14 protein-coding genes are annotated in these 14,716 nt (G+C 71.9%); 9 read left to right on the top strand and 5 right to left on the bottom strand.

The window, feature by feature from the left end:
- Window positions 1-18: 18 nt before the first annotated feature.
- The gene (locus ACEXQC_RS05975) at window positions 19-1,191 is read left to right on the top strand and encodes a thiamine-phosphate kinase (protein WP_374819477.1); all 1,173 of its coding nucleotides are present in this window, start codon (window positions 19-21) and stop codon (window positions 1,189-1,191) included.
- Between the two features lie 242 nt (window positions 1,192-1,433).
- On the opposite strand, the gene rsmD is transcribed toward ACEXQC_RS05975, so the two are convergent.
- On the bottom strand, window positions 1,434-2,021 hold the full coding sequence (rsmD, locus tag ACEXQC_RS05970; protein WP_374819475.1) for a 16S rRNA (guanine(966)-N(2))-methyltransferase RsmD: 588 nt from the start codon (window positions 2,019-2,021) through the stop codon (window positions 1,434-1,436).
- Window positions 2,022-2,094: 73 nt separating this feature from the next.
- Between rsmD and ACEXQC_RS05965 the strand changes: the two genes are divergently transcribed.
- From ACEXQC_RS05965 to ACEXQC_RS05945, 5 genes are all read left to right on the top strand, one after another.
- Complete coding sequence (locus ACEXQC_RS05965; protein WP_374819473.1) at window positions 2,095-4,887, top strand: ATP-dependent DNA helicase RecG; 2,793 nt, start codon at window positions 2,095-2,097, stop codon at window positions 4,885-4,887.
- A 112-nt stretch (window positions 4,888-4,999) separates the two neighbouring features.
- The gene (locus ACEXQC_RS05960; RefSeq protein WP_374819471.1) at window positions 5,000-5,764 is read left to right on the top strand and encodes a hypothetical protein; all 765 of its coding nucleotides are present in this window, start codon (window positions 5,000-5,002) and stop codon (window positions 5,762-5,764) included.
- Window positions 5,765-5,807: 43 nt separating this feature from the next.
- Entirely contained in the window at window positions 5,808-6,299 is a 492-nt protein-coding gene (gene coaD, locus ACEXQC_RS05955; protein WP_374819469.1) for a pantetheine-phosphate adenylyltransferase, read from the top strand.
- Window positions 6,299-7,300 (top strand): TIGR03557 family F420-dependent LLM class oxidoreductase, encoded by a 1,002-nt coding sequence (locus tag ACEXQC_RS05950; protein ID WP_374819467.1) that lies wholly within the window; start codon window positions 6,299-6,301, stop codon window positions 7,298-7,300. Before coaD ends, ACEXQC_RS05950 begins: the two co-directional genes overlap by 1 nt.
- Window positions 7,297-8,142, top strand: a complete 846-nt coding sequence (locus tag ACEXQC_RS05945) for a coenzyme F420-0:L-glutamate ligase (protein ID WP_374819465.1) — start codon at window positions 7,297-7,299, stop codon at window positions 8,140-8,142. The genes ACEXQC_RS05950 and ACEXQC_RS05945 overlap by 4 nt, the downstream gene beginning before the upstream one ends.
- A gap of 244 nt (window positions 8,143-8,386) precedes the next feature.
- Here ACEXQC_RS05945 and ACEXQC_RS05940 read toward each other — a convergent pair whose 3' ends face one another.
- The 3 genes from ACEXQC_RS05940 to ACEXQC_RS05930 all read right to left on the bottom strand — a co-directional run bounded on the left by ACEXQC_RS05940 (window position 8,387) and on the right by ACEXQC_RS05930 (window position 10,195).
- A complete protein-coding gene (locus ACEXQC_RS05940; protein WP_374819463.1) occupies window positions 8,387-9,172 on the bottom strand; it encodes a YidC/Oxa1 family membrane protein insertase in 786 nt (261 codons plus the stop codon).
- 156 nt (window positions 9,173-9,328) lie between these two features.
- Window positions 9,329-9,694 (bottom strand): DUF6412 domain-containing protein, encoded by a 366-nt coding sequence (locus ACEXQC_RS05935; RefSeq protein ID WP_374819461.1) that lies wholly within the window; start codon window positions 9,692-9,694, stop codon window positions 9,329-9,331.
- A gap of 93 nt (window positions 9,695-9,787) precedes the next feature.
- Window positions 9,788-10,195, bottom strand: coding sequence for a DapH/DapD/GlmU-related protein (locus ACEXQC_RS05930; RefSeq protein ID WP_374819460.1), 408 nt, complete (start codon window positions 10,193-10,195; stop codon window positions 9,788-9,790).
- 117 nt (window positions 10,196-10,312) lie between these two features.
- On the opposite strand from ACEXQC_RS05930, the gene cofC reads away from it, so the two are divergent.
- The gene (gene cofC, locus ACEXQC_RS05925) at window positions 10,313-10,939 is read left to right on the top strand and encodes a 2-phospho-L-lactate guanylyltransferase (protein WP_374819458.1); all 627 of its coding nucleotides are present in this window, start codon (window positions 10,313-10,315) and stop codon (window positions 10,937-10,939) included.
- Between the two features lie 33 nt (window positions 10,940-10,972).
- On the opposite strand, the gene ACEXQC_RS05920 is transcribed toward cofC, so the two are convergent.
- Window positions 10,973-11,938 (bottom strand): sugar-binding transcriptional regulator, encoded by a 966-nt coding sequence (locus ACEXQC_RS05920; protein ID WP_374819456.1) that lies wholly within the window; start codon window positions 11,936-11,938, stop codon window positions 10,973-10,975.
- A 142-nt stretch (window positions 11,939-12,080) separates the two neighbouring features.
- On the opposite strand from ACEXQC_RS05920, the gene ACEXQC_RS05915 reads away from it, so the two are divergent.
- A complete protein-coding gene (locus tag ACEXQC_RS05915; protein WP_374819454.1) occupies window positions 12,081-13,859 on the top strand; it encodes a glycerol-3-phosphate dehydrogenase/oxidase in 1,779 nt (592 codons plus the stop codon).
- 50 nt (window positions 13,860-13,909) lie between these two features.
- A complete protein-coding gene (locus ACEXQC_RS05910; protein WP_374819453.1) occupies window positions 13,910-14,677 on the top strand; it encodes an MIP/aquaporin family protein in 768 nt (255 codons plus the stop codon).
- Window positions 14,678-14,716: the final 39 nt, after the last annotated feature.

Here is a 14,716-nt window from a genome sequence, read left to right as displayed (position 1 = left end):
TCAGGCTACCGTTGACGCGTGGCTCCCGACTCCGGTTTACCTGCGAACGAGCATCCCGAGACCCTGGCGTCGGTGGGTGAGGGGGAGGTGCTGCGGCGGTTGTTCCCGCGGCTGCCGCACGCCGCGGCCGAGCAGCTCGGGCCAGGTGACGACGCCGCCGTGGTGGCCGCGCCTGACGGGCGGTACGTGGTGACGACCGACATGATGATCCACGGCCCGGACTTCCGGCTGGCGTGGTCGACGCCGCACGACCTGGGGTGGAAGGCCGCCATGTCGAACCTCGCCGATGTGGCCGCCATGGGGGCTCGGCCCACGGCGCTCGTGGTGGCGATCGCGGCGCCGCTCGACACCCCCGTCTCGCTGCTGCTGGGCATCGCCGACGGCCTGCGCGAGGCCTGCGCCCTCGCTGCTCCGGGGTGCGGGGTGGTGGGCGGCGACCTCTCGGTCACGGCCACCCTCACACTCGCAGTCACGGCCTTCGGCGACCTCGCTGGCCGAGCCCCGGTCACCCGCGCGGGCGCCCGGCCGGGCGACACGGTAGCGGTAGCGGGCCCCCTCGGCCGCGCCGGCGCGGGCATCGCCCTCCTCTTCCGCGACGCCACCACCCCAGCTGGGGCCGCCGGCGGCGGGGCGTTCGGGGCGGGGGAGGGCTGGGAGGCCGCTCGTGGGGGAGTCGGCGCTGAGCCCGATGCCGAGCGGGGGCGCGCCGTGCGGGCAGCCCACCGCGAGCTCGTGGAGGCGCAGCTGGCGCCGCGGGCTCCCATCGCTCTCGGGGTCGTGGCGGCCGAGGCGGGTGCCACCGCCATGCTCGACGTCTCCGACGGGCTCGTGCTCGACGGCCGCCGCCTGGCCGTGGCGAGCGGATGCGTGGTGTCGTTCGATCCGTCGTCCATCGCCGCCGAGGCCCGCGCCCTGCTCGAGACCGACCCCGTCGTGGGCGCCCGCGCCGCCGAGTTCGTCCTCTCCGGCGGCGAGGACCACGCCCTCCTCGCGACCTTCCCCCCCACCGCGCCCCTCCCCGACGGCTTCCGCCCCCTCGGCACAGTGCGCGCCCTCGCCTCCGGCACCGCCTCTACCTCCGGCACCGCCTCCACTCCCGGGGGCCGCCCCGACGCCCTCGTCGGTACCCTTCCGCACTCGGCGCTCGGCGGCTGGGATCCCTACGCCGACTGGGACGGCCACGCCGGCTGACCACCCGCGCCCGACCCCGCGGCACCGCCGGCATCCACCGCACCCCCTGCTCCGAGTGGCACGACGGAGATCGGCGGTGAAAACGGGGCGACGATCCGTCGTTCGGGCTGCTCGGCCCCACTCTCCGTCGATTCCGCAAGATCGAGCGTCGCGTGGGGGGTGGTGAGCCGGGGTGGGTGGGTCGCGACGGGTGGTGAACTGGATGGGCGGGTCGCGTGGGGTGGGTGAAGCGAGCGGGCTTGTCAGGCGAGGGTGGGGGAGGCCCACCAGAGGGCGGTGTCGCCGTAGGAGCGGGTGCGGTCGAGGGCGAGGGTGGGGGGCCACGTGGGCTCCGGGGTGCGGCTGCTGCGCTCGACGAGCACCGCGGCCTCCGGGTCGAGCAGGGGGGCGAGAGCGGCGAGATCCTCGGCGAGCTCGGCCTCGGTGAGCTCGTAGGGCGGATCGATGAACACCACGTCGAATCCCGCCCCCACCACCACGGGCGTCGCACGCAGGAACGCCTGCACAGTCTGCACCGCGACCTGGGCCCGAGGTGCACCGGCTCCGCGCGCGGCGGCACCGAGCACGGTGGCGAGGTTCTGGCGGATGACCTTGGCCGCCGCCGGGTGCTTCTCCACGAGGGTCACCGTCGCTGCACCCCGGCTGAGAGCCTCGAGCCCGAGCGCGCCGGAGCCCGCGTAGAGGTCGAGCACGCGCAGGCCGTCGACCCCGCCGCGCGCCTCGAGCGCCGAGAAGATGGCCTCGCGCACGCGGTCGCTCGTGGGGCGCGTGCCCGAGCGGGGCACGGCGAGCGGTAGGGATCCGGCGAATCCGGCGATGATGCGAGTCACGCCCAGCACCCTACCGCGCCGCCCCCGCTCGACGGCCGAAGGTGGTGTCGGAGGGCGAGCTTAGGATGGGGGCATGAGCGGCGCGGGAGCAGGCGGGCCGGGCGACGGGCCCGGCGTGGGCGGCCCCGCGGGGTCCGACGGCGCGTGGACCGACGCCGATTGGTTGGAAGCCGGCGAGCTCGCGGCCGACCTCGCCGAGCTTGAGGCCGAACTGGACGGCGCCGACCTTGACCGCGCCCCAGGCGGCACCGCCGGCGGCGCGCGAGGCGGCAGCGCGGGTAGCGCGAGCGGCGGCAGCACAGGTGGCGCGCGGGGCGGCGGTGCAGGTGGGGCGAGCGGCGGCAGCGCCGGTGGGGCGAGCGGCGGCAGCGCCGGTGGGGCGCGGGGTGGCGCGACAGGCGGCGCGAGCGGCGGCGGCGCGGCAGGGGCCGGCGGCGCAGGGCGGTCGGGGGGCGGGCCGAAGGTGCGGAGTGCCGTGTCGCTCGACGAGCGGCGGGCCGCTGCTGCTGACGAGCGGCGGGGGGCCGAGGTCGAGCAGGCCGCGCTCGACGCCGCGCTGCGGCAGGCGCAGGGCGGTGGCGCCTTCCTCGACGCGAAGATCGACGGGCTGCTCGGCGGGCGCACCGCCGACGCCTTCGAGAAGGCCTTCGGCACCCGCACGGTGGGCGAGCTGCTCGCCCACTACCCCCGCCGCTACGCCAAGCGCGGCGAGCTCACCGCCATCGACATGCTCCCGCTCGACGAGAACGTGACGATCGTGGCCGAGGTGCGCGACGTGCGCGAACGCCCGATGAGGGCGAGACGCGGATCGCTGCTCGAGGTCTCCATCTCCGACGGCCGAGGCCACATCAGCCTCACCTTCTTCAACCAGTCCTGGCGGGCCCGCGAGCTCCGCCCCGGCGTGCGCGGCATCTTCGCCGGCAAGGTCTCGAACTACCGCGGCGCCCTGCAGCTCGCCCACCCCAACTACGAGCTCTTCGACGAGGCCCTCGGCCGCGGCAGCCTCAGCGACGGCGCCGCCCCCGAGCTCGACGACGCCGAGGCCAAGCGGTGGGCCGAGATGCCCATCCCCATCTACCCGGCCACGGCATCCGTGGCCAGCTGGCAGGTGGCGAAGTCGATCGAGCTGCTGCTCGACGGCTTGAAGGCACCGGGCGCGTTCCCGGATCCGGTGCCCAAGGAGGTGCGCTTCGAACGAGGCCTCCTCACCGCCCAGCAGGCGCACGAGCTCATCCACCGCCCCCAGCGCGACTCCGACTACCTGCGCGCCCGCGACACCCTGCGCTTCCACGAGGCCTTCGTGCTGCAGACCGCCCTCGTGAGCCAGCGCCGCGCCGCCAACGCCGTGAAGACCGCCCCCCGCGTTCCGAAGCCCGGTGGCTACCTCGAGCGCTTCGACGCCGCGCTGCCGTTCCGCCTCACGAGCGACCAGCAGGTGGTGGGAGGCGAGATCAGCCGCGACCTGGCGAGCGACGTGCCCATGATGCGCCTGCTCCAGGGCGAGGTCGGATCGGGCAAGACCCTCGTGGCGGTGCGGGCCATGCTCGCCGTGGCCGACTCCGGCGGGCAATCCGCTCTTCTGGCACCCACCGAGGTGCTCGCCTCGCAGCACCTCCGTTCCATCGTCAAGGTGCTCGGCCCCGATCTCGCCGCCGAGCTCATGCCCACGCTGCACACCGGCCAGTTGCCGACCGCGCAGAAGAAGAAGGCCCTGCTGCGCATGGTCTCGGGCCAGGCGAAGCTCGTGGTGGGCACCCACGCGCTGCTCAGCGACACCGTGCAGTTCTACGACCTCGGCCTCGTGGTGGTCGACGAGCAGCACCGCTTCGGCGTGGAGCAGCGCGACACCCTGCGCCAGAAGGCCGCCACCCCGCCGCACGTGCTCGTGATGACGGCCACCCCCATTCCGCGCACCGTCGCCATGACGGTGTTCGGCGACCTGGACGTGTCGACCATCACCGAGCTGCCCGAGGGCCGCCAGGGCATCGAGAGCTTCAGCGTGCCGCTCTCCGAGAAGCCGGGCTGGGCCGGGCGCATCTGGCAGCGTGTGGCGGAGGAGCTCGAGAAGGGCCACCAGGCCTTCGTGGTGTGCCCGGCCATCGATCCGGCCGACGAGTCGGGCGACGGGCTCGATGCACCGGGCGACCCGGAGGCGGATGACGCGGGCCGCACCACCAAGCGCAGCACCACGGCGAGCCGAGCAAGCGCGGCCGCCGCCGCAGCTGCTGCCGCCGCATCCGCCCCTGCCCCTCCCAAGGCGAACGTGGTCGACACTCTCCGCCAGCTGCGCGCGCACCCCGCCCTCGCCGGCCGCCGCATCGAGGCCCTCCACGGCCGCCTCCCGAGCGAGGAGAAAGACGCGGTGATGCGCGCCTTCGCCGCCCGCGAGATCGACGTGCTCGTGGCCACGACCGTCATCGAGGTGGGTGTCGACGTGCCGAACGCCTCCACCATGGTGGTGCTCGACGCCGACCGCTTCGGCGTGAGCCAGCTGCACCAGCTGCGCGGCCGGGTGGGCCGCGGCGGCGTGCCTGGGCTCTGCCTGCTCGTCACGAACGCCGATCCCGAATCGGTGGCCCGCGAACGCGTCGACGCCGTGGCCGCCACGCTCGACGGCTTCGCTCTCGCCGAGATCGATCTCGAGCTGCGGCGCGAGGGCGACGTGCTCGGGGCGATGCAGTCGGGCGGTCGCTCATCGCTCCGATTGCTGCGCGTGGTGAAGGACGGCGACGTCATCCAGGATGCGCGCGGCGTGGCCGTGCAGCTCCTCGAGGGCGATCCGGCTCTCGAGCACCACCCCGCCCTGCGGGCAGCCCTCGAGCGGCGGCTGCGCGAGAACGAACGCCACTTCCTCGACAAGACCTAGTCCTGCACAACCCGGCCCTGCGAAGGAGTTCTGAACAGGCGCGGCAACCCCATTGATTTCTCGCGACGACGGGCGCACAGTGGTGGGAACCGAGACGAAGTGGGTGGTCGAGATGGCAACACGGAGCTTCACACGCAAGGCCGGAGCATGGCGCCTCGAGGGCGTTCCCCTGCTCTCCGCAGGCCGCCACCGCACACCCCGATCGGGTGCGTGCTTCATGGAGTTCGCCTCCTACCTCGCGGGGGAGCGCTGGAGCGACCATCCCGCCTGCACCCACGCCGGTCTCGCCCAGCTCGCGCGCGCCGTCAACGACCTCACGACCGACCAGTCACGCAGCCGTCTGGCCCCGCTCATCCCCTCCGTCATCGGCCTCACGAGCGACGACCCGCGGCTCGAGCTCGTGCTCGCGCTGCACGCCGTCTCGGCCGCTCTGCCCGAGGCCGCGCTCGATCGCCAGCACGCTCTCGCAGTGGGCGGGCTCGTGTGCCGCGACGCGCTCGAGCGGGCGGGCGGATCCGGGTTCCCCGAGAGCGTCGAGATCCCGTTCGCGCAAGCACTCGAGGCGGCTCCCGAAGCGGCGAACTGGGCGCGGCGGTTCATCGACGGCTCGGCGGCGCGCTGGCGTCGCGACGACGTGCCGACCAGGCAGACCCACTCCGTGCTGGCCATGGCGGTCGACGGCGTGCGCTCCGCGTGCGCGCCCTACCCTGACGAGCGGCTGCGGCAGCTCCTCGCCTCATCCATCGAGCTGGCCGAGCGGTTCGTGGCTCGCGAGCAGGCTGAGCGTGAACAGCGCGAGCATGACCAGCGTGAGCAGCAGCGGAGTCGCGCCGCCGACCCCGGGTCGAGCAGGAGACCCCACCGCGTCGGCGCGTGACACGAAACGCGCCCGTCATGCGTGCCTTGATAGCCTGGGGAGCATGAGCAACGTGGCGGTCGTCCCCGGATCCTTCGACCCGATCACCCTGGGGCACATCGATGTCATCGAACGTGCCTCCACGATCTTCGACGAGGTGCACGTGGTGGTCGTGCACAACCCCGACAAGCAGGCGCTCATCCCCATCGCCCACCGTGTGGATCTCATCCACAGCTCGCTCGCCGAGCGCGGACTGGCCGACGCGAACATCGTGGTTAACTCCTGGAGCGTGGGCCTGCTCGTCGACTACGTCACCGACGTGGGCGCCTCGGCCATCGTCAAGGGCATCCGCTCGCAGGTCGACGTGGCCTACGAGACCCCCATGGCGATCGTCAACCGCAACCTCGCGGGCGTCGAGACCATCTTCCTGCTGCCGGATCCGGCTCACGCCCACGTCTCGAGCTCGCTCGTGCGCCAGGTCTCGGCGCTCGGCGGCGACGTGGCCCCCTACGTTCCCGCGGTCGTGGCCGAGTTCCTGAAGCACACCACCGATTGATGGCCGACCTGCGCGTCGGCTACGCCGCCCAGCTCGAGCAGTTCCACCCGAACGACGCGGTGGAGTTCGCGGCCTACGCAGAGAACCACGGGTTCTCGGGTGTCATGGCGGCCGACCACTTCCAGCCCTGGGTGCCGAGGCAGGGCCAGTCGTCGTTCGTGTGGCCCGTGCTCGCGGCCATCGGTGAGCGCACCACCGGCGACTTCGGGCCTGGGGTGACCTCGCCGAGCTACCGCTACCACCCCGCCGTGGTGGCGCAGGCCTCGGCCACGCTCGCGGCGATGTACCCGGGCAGGCACTGGCTCGGCATCGGATCCGGCGAGGCCCTCAACGAGCACATCGTGGGCGGCTACTGGCCCGAGGCGCCCGAGCGCATCAACCGTATGTTCGAGGCCGTCGACGTCATCAACAAGCTCTTCACCGCCTCGCGTGCGGGCAAAGACGTGAAGCACTCGGGGAGCTTCTTCAAGCTCGAGTCGACGCGGCTGTGGACGATGCCGGAGGTCCCGCCCGAGGTGCTCGTGGCGACGGCCGGCCCGGTCACGGCGAAGCGCGCGGGCCGCACGGTCGACGGTCTCATCACCGTGGGTGCCCCGCTCGAGAAGATCGCGGGCCTCTTCGCCAAGTTCGACGACGGGGCGCGCGAGGTGGGCAAGGATCCCTCCCGCATGCCGCGAGTGCTGCAGCTGCATCTCTCGTGGGCCGCCACCGACGAGGAGGCCATGCAGAACGCCCTCACGGAGTGGCCGAACGGCGGAATGCGCTTCCCGAAGGCCGATGTGCGGAGCCCGTTCGAGTTCGAGCAGATGGCCAAGATGGTGCGCCCTGAGGACTTCGCGGGCCGCATGGTGGTGTCGAGCGATCCTGATGCGCATCGCGCCCACATCCAGCGCTTCGCCGATCTCGGCTTCGACGCCATCTACCTGCACAACGTGGGCCGCAACCAGAAGGAGTGGATCGACGTGTTCTCCCGAGACGTGCTCCCGAAGCTCCACCGATGACCGCCACGGGTGGGTCGGGCGGTGGGCAGCAGCCGGCGGGCGCGGCCACGGTGAGATCGCTCACGGTGACGGCGTTCGGCGGGCTGCCCGAGATCGACGAGGGGGCGGATCTCGCCGCGCTCATCGGCGACGCTCTCGTGGCGGCCGGGCTCGGAGCGGCCGACGGCGACATCCTCGTGGTGACGTCGAAGATCATCTCGAAGGCCGAGGGTCGTCGCATCGCGGCCGCCGATCGCGAGGAGGCCATCACCGCCGAGACCGTGCGCGTGGTCGCCACCCGCGTGCACCCCGGGGGCGTCACGCGCATCGTGGAGAACCGCCAGGGTCTCGTGCAGGCCGCCGCCGGTGTGGATTCGAGCAACACCCCCGAGGGCACCGTGCTGCTGCTGCCGATCGACCCCGACGCCTCGGCCCGTCAACTCGCGGCGGGCCTCCGGTCGCGCTTCGGCGTGCGGATCGGCGTGCTGGTCTCCGACACGCTCGGCAGGGCCTGGCGCGAGGGCCAGACCGATCTGGCCATCGGCGCGGCGGGGGTGAGCGTGCTCGACGACCTCAGGGGGTCGACGGATGCGTTCGGCCAGCAGCTCATGGTCACCCAGGCCGCCGTGGCCGACGAGCTCGCCTCGGCCGCCGACCTCGTGAAGGGCAAGGCGAGCGGCATGCCGGTGGCGCTCGTGCGCGGCTACGGCGAGGCCGTCACAGACTCACTCGACACCCCCGCGCGCGCTCTTACCCGCACGGGCCCCGCCGACATGTTCCGCCTCGGCACCGACGAGGCCCTCGCCGAGGGCTACGCAGCAGGCTACGCCGCCGGCCTAGAGGCCGCCCGCCCCAGCCACTAGCCCAGCAGCCGCGGCCGACGGCCTTGAGGTAGTGGGCGCCAGCCGGTAGCAGAGGCCGCAAGGCCGAGGGCCTTCGCGCGCTGGCCTCGAGCTGAGTCGGCGCTGCCGCCGGCCTCGCTACCGCGCGCGCCAGTCGAGAACCCCGAGGTGGCTCGGCTGGGGGTGGGGCGGGGCGGGCTCGGTTGTGGGCGGGTTCGCACCGACTTCGGTTCGGCCTTGGGGCCGGACGGATCGCGGGTCGTGGTCACTTGATGAGGCGGGCGAGCACGGTGCGCTCGCCGAGGGTCCAGGCAGTGCTGACGAGCAGGTAGAGGCTCGCCGCGAGCGGCACGAAGGCGGCGAAGATCACCGTGATCAGCGGCAGCCAGCTCAGGATGCGTGTGGCGCTGCCGTTCTCGCCGAACGCGGCCAGCGCATCCGGAAGCGCCTGATCGCTGCCCGACGAACCCCGTCCGCCTCCTGACCCCCGTGTGCCTCCTGCGCCTCGCGCGCCTGCGCCACTAGAGCCACCGGCCGCCGCGGCCGCCGCCGAGACACGCAGCGTGAAGCGCCTCGAGAGGAGAGCTACGGCGGCGATGAGCGCGACGATCACCACGCCCGCGACCACCGAGCTCGGCTCTGCGCCGCTCCCCAGCGCGGTCACGAAGCTCGTGCCGAGCGGGGCGCCGAGGAGCGTCTCGCCCAGCAGGGCGTTGGCGTGCCCGTTGACGGTGGGGAGCAGGAACACGCCGTAGACGAGCGAGAGCACCGGCGCCTGCAGCAGCAGCGGCAGGCAGCCGGCGAAGGGCGAGGCCTTCTCCTCGGCGTAGAGCGCCATGGTCTCGCGCTGCAGCCGTTCGGGGTTCTTGCCGTGCCGACGGCGCAGCTCGGCGATGCGGGGTGCGAGCCGCTGCCGCATGCGCTGGGCCCGCGCTTGGGAGACACCCACGGGGATGAGCACCACCCGCACGATCACGGTGAGGACGACGACCGCGAGAGCGGCCGCCTGGGCGCCGGCGACGGGCGCCAGCAGGGTGCTGAGGAACTGCACGACGGCGTACGCGCCGTCGAGGGCGGTCGCGATGGGACCGAATTCGTAGATGTTGATGAGAACTCCTTGCCAGTGACGGATGGGGACCGTATGGCCGAGGAGGAGTCTCCGGGCGCGCGAACGCGACCCGACAGGACGGGGAGGGCGCGGAGACTCCTAGACGGCCGCGAGGAGGCGGCCGGGAGCTCTCGGCTGGGGGTTGCCCGGAGCATCCGGACGGGACTGCGTGATGGTGGCGGGCAGCTCGACGGCGGCAGCGGCAGACGGTGGTGCTCCGCCCGAGGCGCCGCCCGTGAGCACGAGCACGAGACTCGCCAGGGCAGCGACGAGGGCGACACTCGAGGCCGCGGCCACCACGGCGACCGTGGCGAGCAGGGCCTCAGCACCCGGGAACCCCGGGCCCACGGAGGAGGAGACGAACCAGACGAAGCCGAGCCCGAGAGCCACGGCGAGAAGCCGCAGCAGCTCACCGCTCAGCAGCCGCGATCCCGCGCGCCTGCGCCGTGACCCGCTCGATCTCATGCGTCGACCCTATCGCGCCGGGCCCTCACCCCGAGGAGTCACGGGCGACCGCAGGGGTCGCCCCGACCCCGCGAGGGAGGGGAGTGCGGTGGATCAGGCGGCGCGGCTGTAGTCCTCGCCACGGCGGCGGAGCACCGCTCCGGGCACGATGGTGGCGTCGCGCTCCACGTGCACCTCGTCGGCGACCGCGGCGTTGGCGCCGATGCGGGTGTGGCTGCCGATCACGGCACCTCGGCCGATCACGGCCTTCTCGCCCACGTGCACGTGGGCCTCGAGCACCACTCCGGCGCCCACCACGGCACCTGATTCCACCCAGCTGCCGGCGCCGATGCGCGCCTTGGGGCCCACACGGGCACCCGTCTCCACGTAGCTCGTGGGGTCGACATAGGCGAGGGTGTCGACCTCGGCCCCGACGGCCACGTATCCCTTGCCGTTGACATGCTTGCGGTACCGCGAGACGACTCCGCGCTCGCGCTCGATCTCAAGAAAAGTTCTGCTCACGTCGGATTCAACACACCATACGTCTGCATAATTCCAGAAAACAGACCGATCGTTCTGCCCGGCTCGCTCCGCCGCGCGGAGCACGTGTCCAGGCGCGGGCGACCATAATCGAGGACTGTGAACCCCGACCCGACCTGGACCCTCGTGATGCCCGTCAAGGGCACCCCCGACGGTAAATCGCGCCTCGCTCCCGAACTCGATCCCGCCGCCCGCCGCCGACTGGCAGAGGCCTTCTCGCTCGACGCGCTCGCCGCCGTGCGCGGTGCGACGAGCGTGGCACGCGTCATCGTGGTGACGGATGCCGCCACCCCGCTCGCCGAGCGCCTTCGCCAGGCGGGCGCCGAGGTCGTCGACGATCCCGGTCGCGGCCTCAACCCCGCCGTGCTCGCCGGTCTCGTGCACGCGGGCCCCGTGGGAATGTCCCGCATCGCGGTGCTGCTCGGCGACCTGCCGTGCCTCGCACCCGCCGACCTCGACGAGGCACTGGACGCGGCGGCCGCGCATCCGCTCGCCTTCGTGCCCGACGCCGAGGGCACGGGCACCACGCTCGTGACGGCGACGCCAGGGCACCCGCTCGTGCCGCGCTTCGGCCAGGGCTCGGCCGAGCGCCATCGGCGCGCCGGTCACGTGCTGCTGCCGATCGCCGCAGACTCGGCCCTGCGGCGCGACGTCGACACCGCGGACGACCTGCACGCCGCCAGGGCACTGGGCCTCGGCCCGCTCTCGGCCCTCGCCGCCGGCTGACCGCCCGGCCCGGCCCGGCCCGGTCCCGCCCGCCTACTCCTGCAGCAGCGCGTGCGCCGTGGTCTCGTCGATGATCAGATCCGTCATGACCCCCGCCGCGAGGGCGCCGCGGAGCGCCGGCAGCTTCGACCGGCCCGACACCACGCACACCCGCCGCGACACCTTGCGCAGCAGCTCGAGCGACGGCCCCGTGGAGCGCGCGTTCATGGGGATGTCCTCGCTCGATCCGTCGGCCCGGTAGAACACCGTCGCCACGTCACCCACGACCTCCGACTTCGTGAGCTGCTCGAAGTCGGCGTCGTCGAGGTAGCCGCCCACGTAGACGTGCGAGGGCACCTCGGCCGAGGCCGATCCGAGCCCGAACAGCGCCACGTCCATGTGCTTCTGGATCTCGAGCACGCGGCGGATGCTGCGCTCGCGCCAGAGAACCTGCTTGGTGCGCGGGTCGTCGAAGAACGCCGGCACGGGGAACTGCTGCACGTACGCGCCGAAGGCCACCCCGAAACGGCTCATGATCTCGCTCGCGTAGCCGATGCCCGTGGTGCGGGCGTTCGAGGCGCCGTTGAGCTGAACGATCTGCGAGTTGTGCGTGACCTTCTCCTGGAGGTGCCTGGAGACCGCCGAGAGGGTGGAGCCCCAGGCGATCCCCATGGTCATGTTGGAGTCGAAGAAGGGCCCGAGAATCCGTGCAGCGCTCATGGCCACGCGCTCGAGCCGGTCGACCTCGGCGGTGTTGTCGGGCACCGGCACCACGTGCGCCGTCACCGAGAAGCGGCCACGGATGCGCTCCTGCACCGACGACACGCGGTCGGCGGGCGACTTGACCTGGATCTCCACGAGCCCCGTCTCGCGGGCGAAGCCGAGAAGGCGCGAGACGGAGGAGCGCGACGTGTGCAGCTCGGCCGCGATGGCCTCCATCGTGAGGTCCTGCATGTAGTACAGGTGGGCGGCGCGCAGGGCGTCGCGCACCTTGTCGGGGCCGAAGGTGTCAGTGGGCATGCGTCCTCGCATCGGGTAGCGATCCAACTCTGCACATATGTGCAGCGAGCTTGATCGTATGTGAAGAACCTCGTAGAACTGCTTGAAGGCGCATGGATCGCAGCTTCGCGAATCCACACCGGCACACGAAGGCGAGTACTCAGTGAGCTCCACCCAGCAAGGCATCCGTTCGAACGTCGAGTCCATCCGTTCGAACCCCCGCACCACCGTCCTGGTCATCGGCGGCGGCATCAACGGCATCGGCACGTTCCGCGACCTGGCCCTCCAGGGCGTCGACGTGGTGCTGGTCGAGCGCGGCGACTACCTCTCGGGCGCGTCGAGCGCCTCGAGCCACATGATCCACGGCGGCGTGCGCTACCTCGAGAACGGCGAGTTCCGCCTGGTGCGCGAGAGCGTGCAGGAGCGCAACCGCCTGCTGCGGCTCGCACCGCACTACGTGAAGCCGCTCCCCACCACCATCCCCATCTTCTCGACCTTCTCGGGCATCCTGAGCGCTCCGCTGCGCTTCCTCACCCACAAGCAGGCGGGCAAGCCCAAGGAGCGCGGCGCGCTGCTCATCAAGCTCGGCCTGCTCGGCTACGACTCGTTCTCCCGCGACGGCGGCAACGTGCCGCGCCATAAGTTCGTGGGGCGCAAGAAGTCGCTCGCGAAGCTGCCGAAGCTCCGTCACGACGTGAAGTACACGGCCACCTACTACGACGCCGCCGTCGAGAACCCCGAGCGCCTCGCGCTCGACCTGGTTCAGGATGCGCTGGCGACCGGCCCGCACGCCCGCACCGCCAACTACGTCGAGGCCATCGGCGCGCACGGCGACGCCGTGGTGCTCCGCGACGTGATCTCGGGCGAGACCTTCGACGTGGCCGCCGACGTCGTGATCAACACGACCGGCCCGTGGACCGACCTCACCAACAAGGCCCTCGGCGAGGCGACCACGTGGATGGGCGGCACCAAGGGTTCGCACATCGTGCTCGACAACCCCGAGCTCTACGAGGCGTGCGCCGGCGGCGAGGTGTTCTTCGAGAACGACGACGGACGCATCGTGCTGATCTACCCGCTCAACGGCCGCGTGCTCGTGGGCACCACCGACCTCGAGGCCGACATCAACGAGCCGAGCATCTGCACCGAGGAAGAGGTCGACTACTTCTTCGAGCTCGTCGGCCACGTGTTCCCCACGATCACGGTCGACCGCCCGCAGATCGTCTTCCGCTACAGCGGCATCCGCCCGCTGCCCGGCCACGGCGACACCGCTCCCGGCTTCGTCTCGCGCGACTACCGCATCGAGAAGGGCTCGTTCGCCGGCAGCTCCACGGTGACCCAGCTGAGCCTCGTGGGCGGCAAGTGGACCACGTTCCGCGCGCTCTCCGAGCACCTCGCCAACGACACGCTCGACGTGCTCGGCCGCACCCGCACGGTGAGCACCACCGAGCTCGCCATCGGCGGCGGCGTCGGCTTCCCGCAGTCGCCCTCCGCCGTCACCGCGTGGGTCGCCGAGCACGCCGTCGCCCCCTCGGTCGGCTCCGCCGATCTCGGCGAGGCACGCACCCGCATCCTGCTCGCCCGCTACGGCACGAACGCCGCCTCGGTGAGCAGCCACATCGCCGCCTACCGTTCCGCCGACGGCGCCATCGACGCCCCGCTCGAGTCGCTGCCCGAGTACAGCACCGGTGAGGTCGACTACCTGATGACCCAGGAGCACGCCGTGCACCTCGCGGATCTGGTGCTGCGCCGCAGCATCATCGCGTTCGTCGGCTCGCTCACCCAGCAGGTCTTCGATGAACTGAGCGGGATCGCCGCGGAATCCCTAGGCTGGTCGGCAGAGCAGCTCGCCGATGAGCGGCTCCAGGCGGCTGAGAACCTCCGCTTCTTCCACGGCATCGTGGTCGAGGCGAAGAACACGACGGCGACTGGCGCCGTCAACTGAATAGGGCGGTGCCGGCCCCCGGTCGGCACCACCCCTGAAGAAAGGTCAACGTGGACAATCTCGGTATCGACTTCGTGTCGGAGCTCGTAGGAACAGCACTTCTCGTGCTCCTGGGCTGCGGCGTGGTCGCGAATGTGGCGCTCGTGCGCACCAAGGGCTTCAACGGCGGATTCCTCATGGTGAACATCGGTTGGGGCCTCGCGGTCTTCTCCGGCGTGATCGTGTCGTACGCCTCAGGCGCCCACCTCAACCCCGCCGTCACCCTCGGCCTGCTGGCCAACGGCGCGGAGACGTTCGGATCGGAGGCCACGGCCGTCGATGTCAACGCTGTCACCGTGCTGGCCTACATCGGAGCGCAGCTCATCGGCGCCATCATCGGTGCGGTCTTCGTGTGGCTCGCGTACAAGCAGCACTTCGACGCGGAGCCCGAAGCGGCCAACAAGCTGGGTGTGTTCTCCACCGGCCCCGCGATGCGGTCCTACGGCTGGAACCTCGTGACCGAGATCATCGGCACCTTCGTGCTCGTGTTCGTGGTGATCGGCTTCGGCCGTCAGGGAGACGGCGGCGGTCTCGCGGCCCTCGGCGCTCTGCCCGTGGCGCTGCTCGTGATCGCGATCGGTGCATCCCTCGGTGGCCCCACCGGCTACGCCATCAACCCTGCCCGTGACCTCGGGCCGCGCATCGCGCACGCTCTGCTGCCGATCAAGGGCAAGGGAACGTCCGACTGGTCCTACTCGTGGGTGCCGATCGTGGGCCCCATCATCGGTGGTGTCCTGGCCGGTCTCGCAGCCATCCCGCTGCTGCCGATCCTCACCTGAGCTCGACACGCATCCGCTGTATCTGAGTACGAAGCACAA

Source organism: Herbiconiux liukaitaii, assembly GCF_041927495.1.
GTDB classification, from domain to species: Bacteria; Actinomycetota; Actinomycetes; order Actinomycetales; family Microbacteriaceae; genus Herbiconiux; species Herbiconiux liukaitaii.
Note: the sequence above shows the minus strand (reverse complement) of the source record. Positions and strands in the feature narration are given on the sequence as shown.

Bases quoted from the DNA above. Each gene is read 5' to 3' on its own strand.
- ACEXQC_RS05945 (WP_374819465.1), top strand. From the start codon at position 7,297: ATGACCGCCACGGGTGGGTCGGGCGGTGGGCAGCAGCCGGCGGGCGCG.
- ACEXQC_RS05950 (WP_374819467.1), top strand. From the start codon at position 6,299: ATGGCCGACCTGCGCGTCGGCTACGCCGCCCAGCTCGAGCAGTTCCAC.
- ACEXQC_RS05920 (WP_374819456.1), bottom strand. From the start codon at position 11,938: ATGCCCACTGACACCTTCGGCCCCGACAAGGTGCGCGACGCCCTGCGC.
- coaD (WP_374819469.1), top strand. From the start codon at position 5,808: ATGAGCAACGTGGCGGTCGTCCCCGGATCCTTCGACCCGATCACCCTG.
- ACEXQC_RS05965 (WP_374819473.1), top strand. From the start codon at position 2,095: ATGAGCGGCGCGGGAGCAGGCGGGCCGGGCGACGGGCCCGGCGTGGGC.
- ACEXQC_RS05960 (WP_374819471.1), top strand. From the start codon at position 5,000: ATGGCAACACGGAGCTTCACACGCAAGGCCGGAGCATGGCGCCTCGAG.
- ACEXQC_RS05935 (WP_374819461.1), bottom strand. From the start codon at position 9,694: ATGAGATCGAGCGGGTCACGGCGCAGGCGCGCGGGATCGCGGCTGCTG.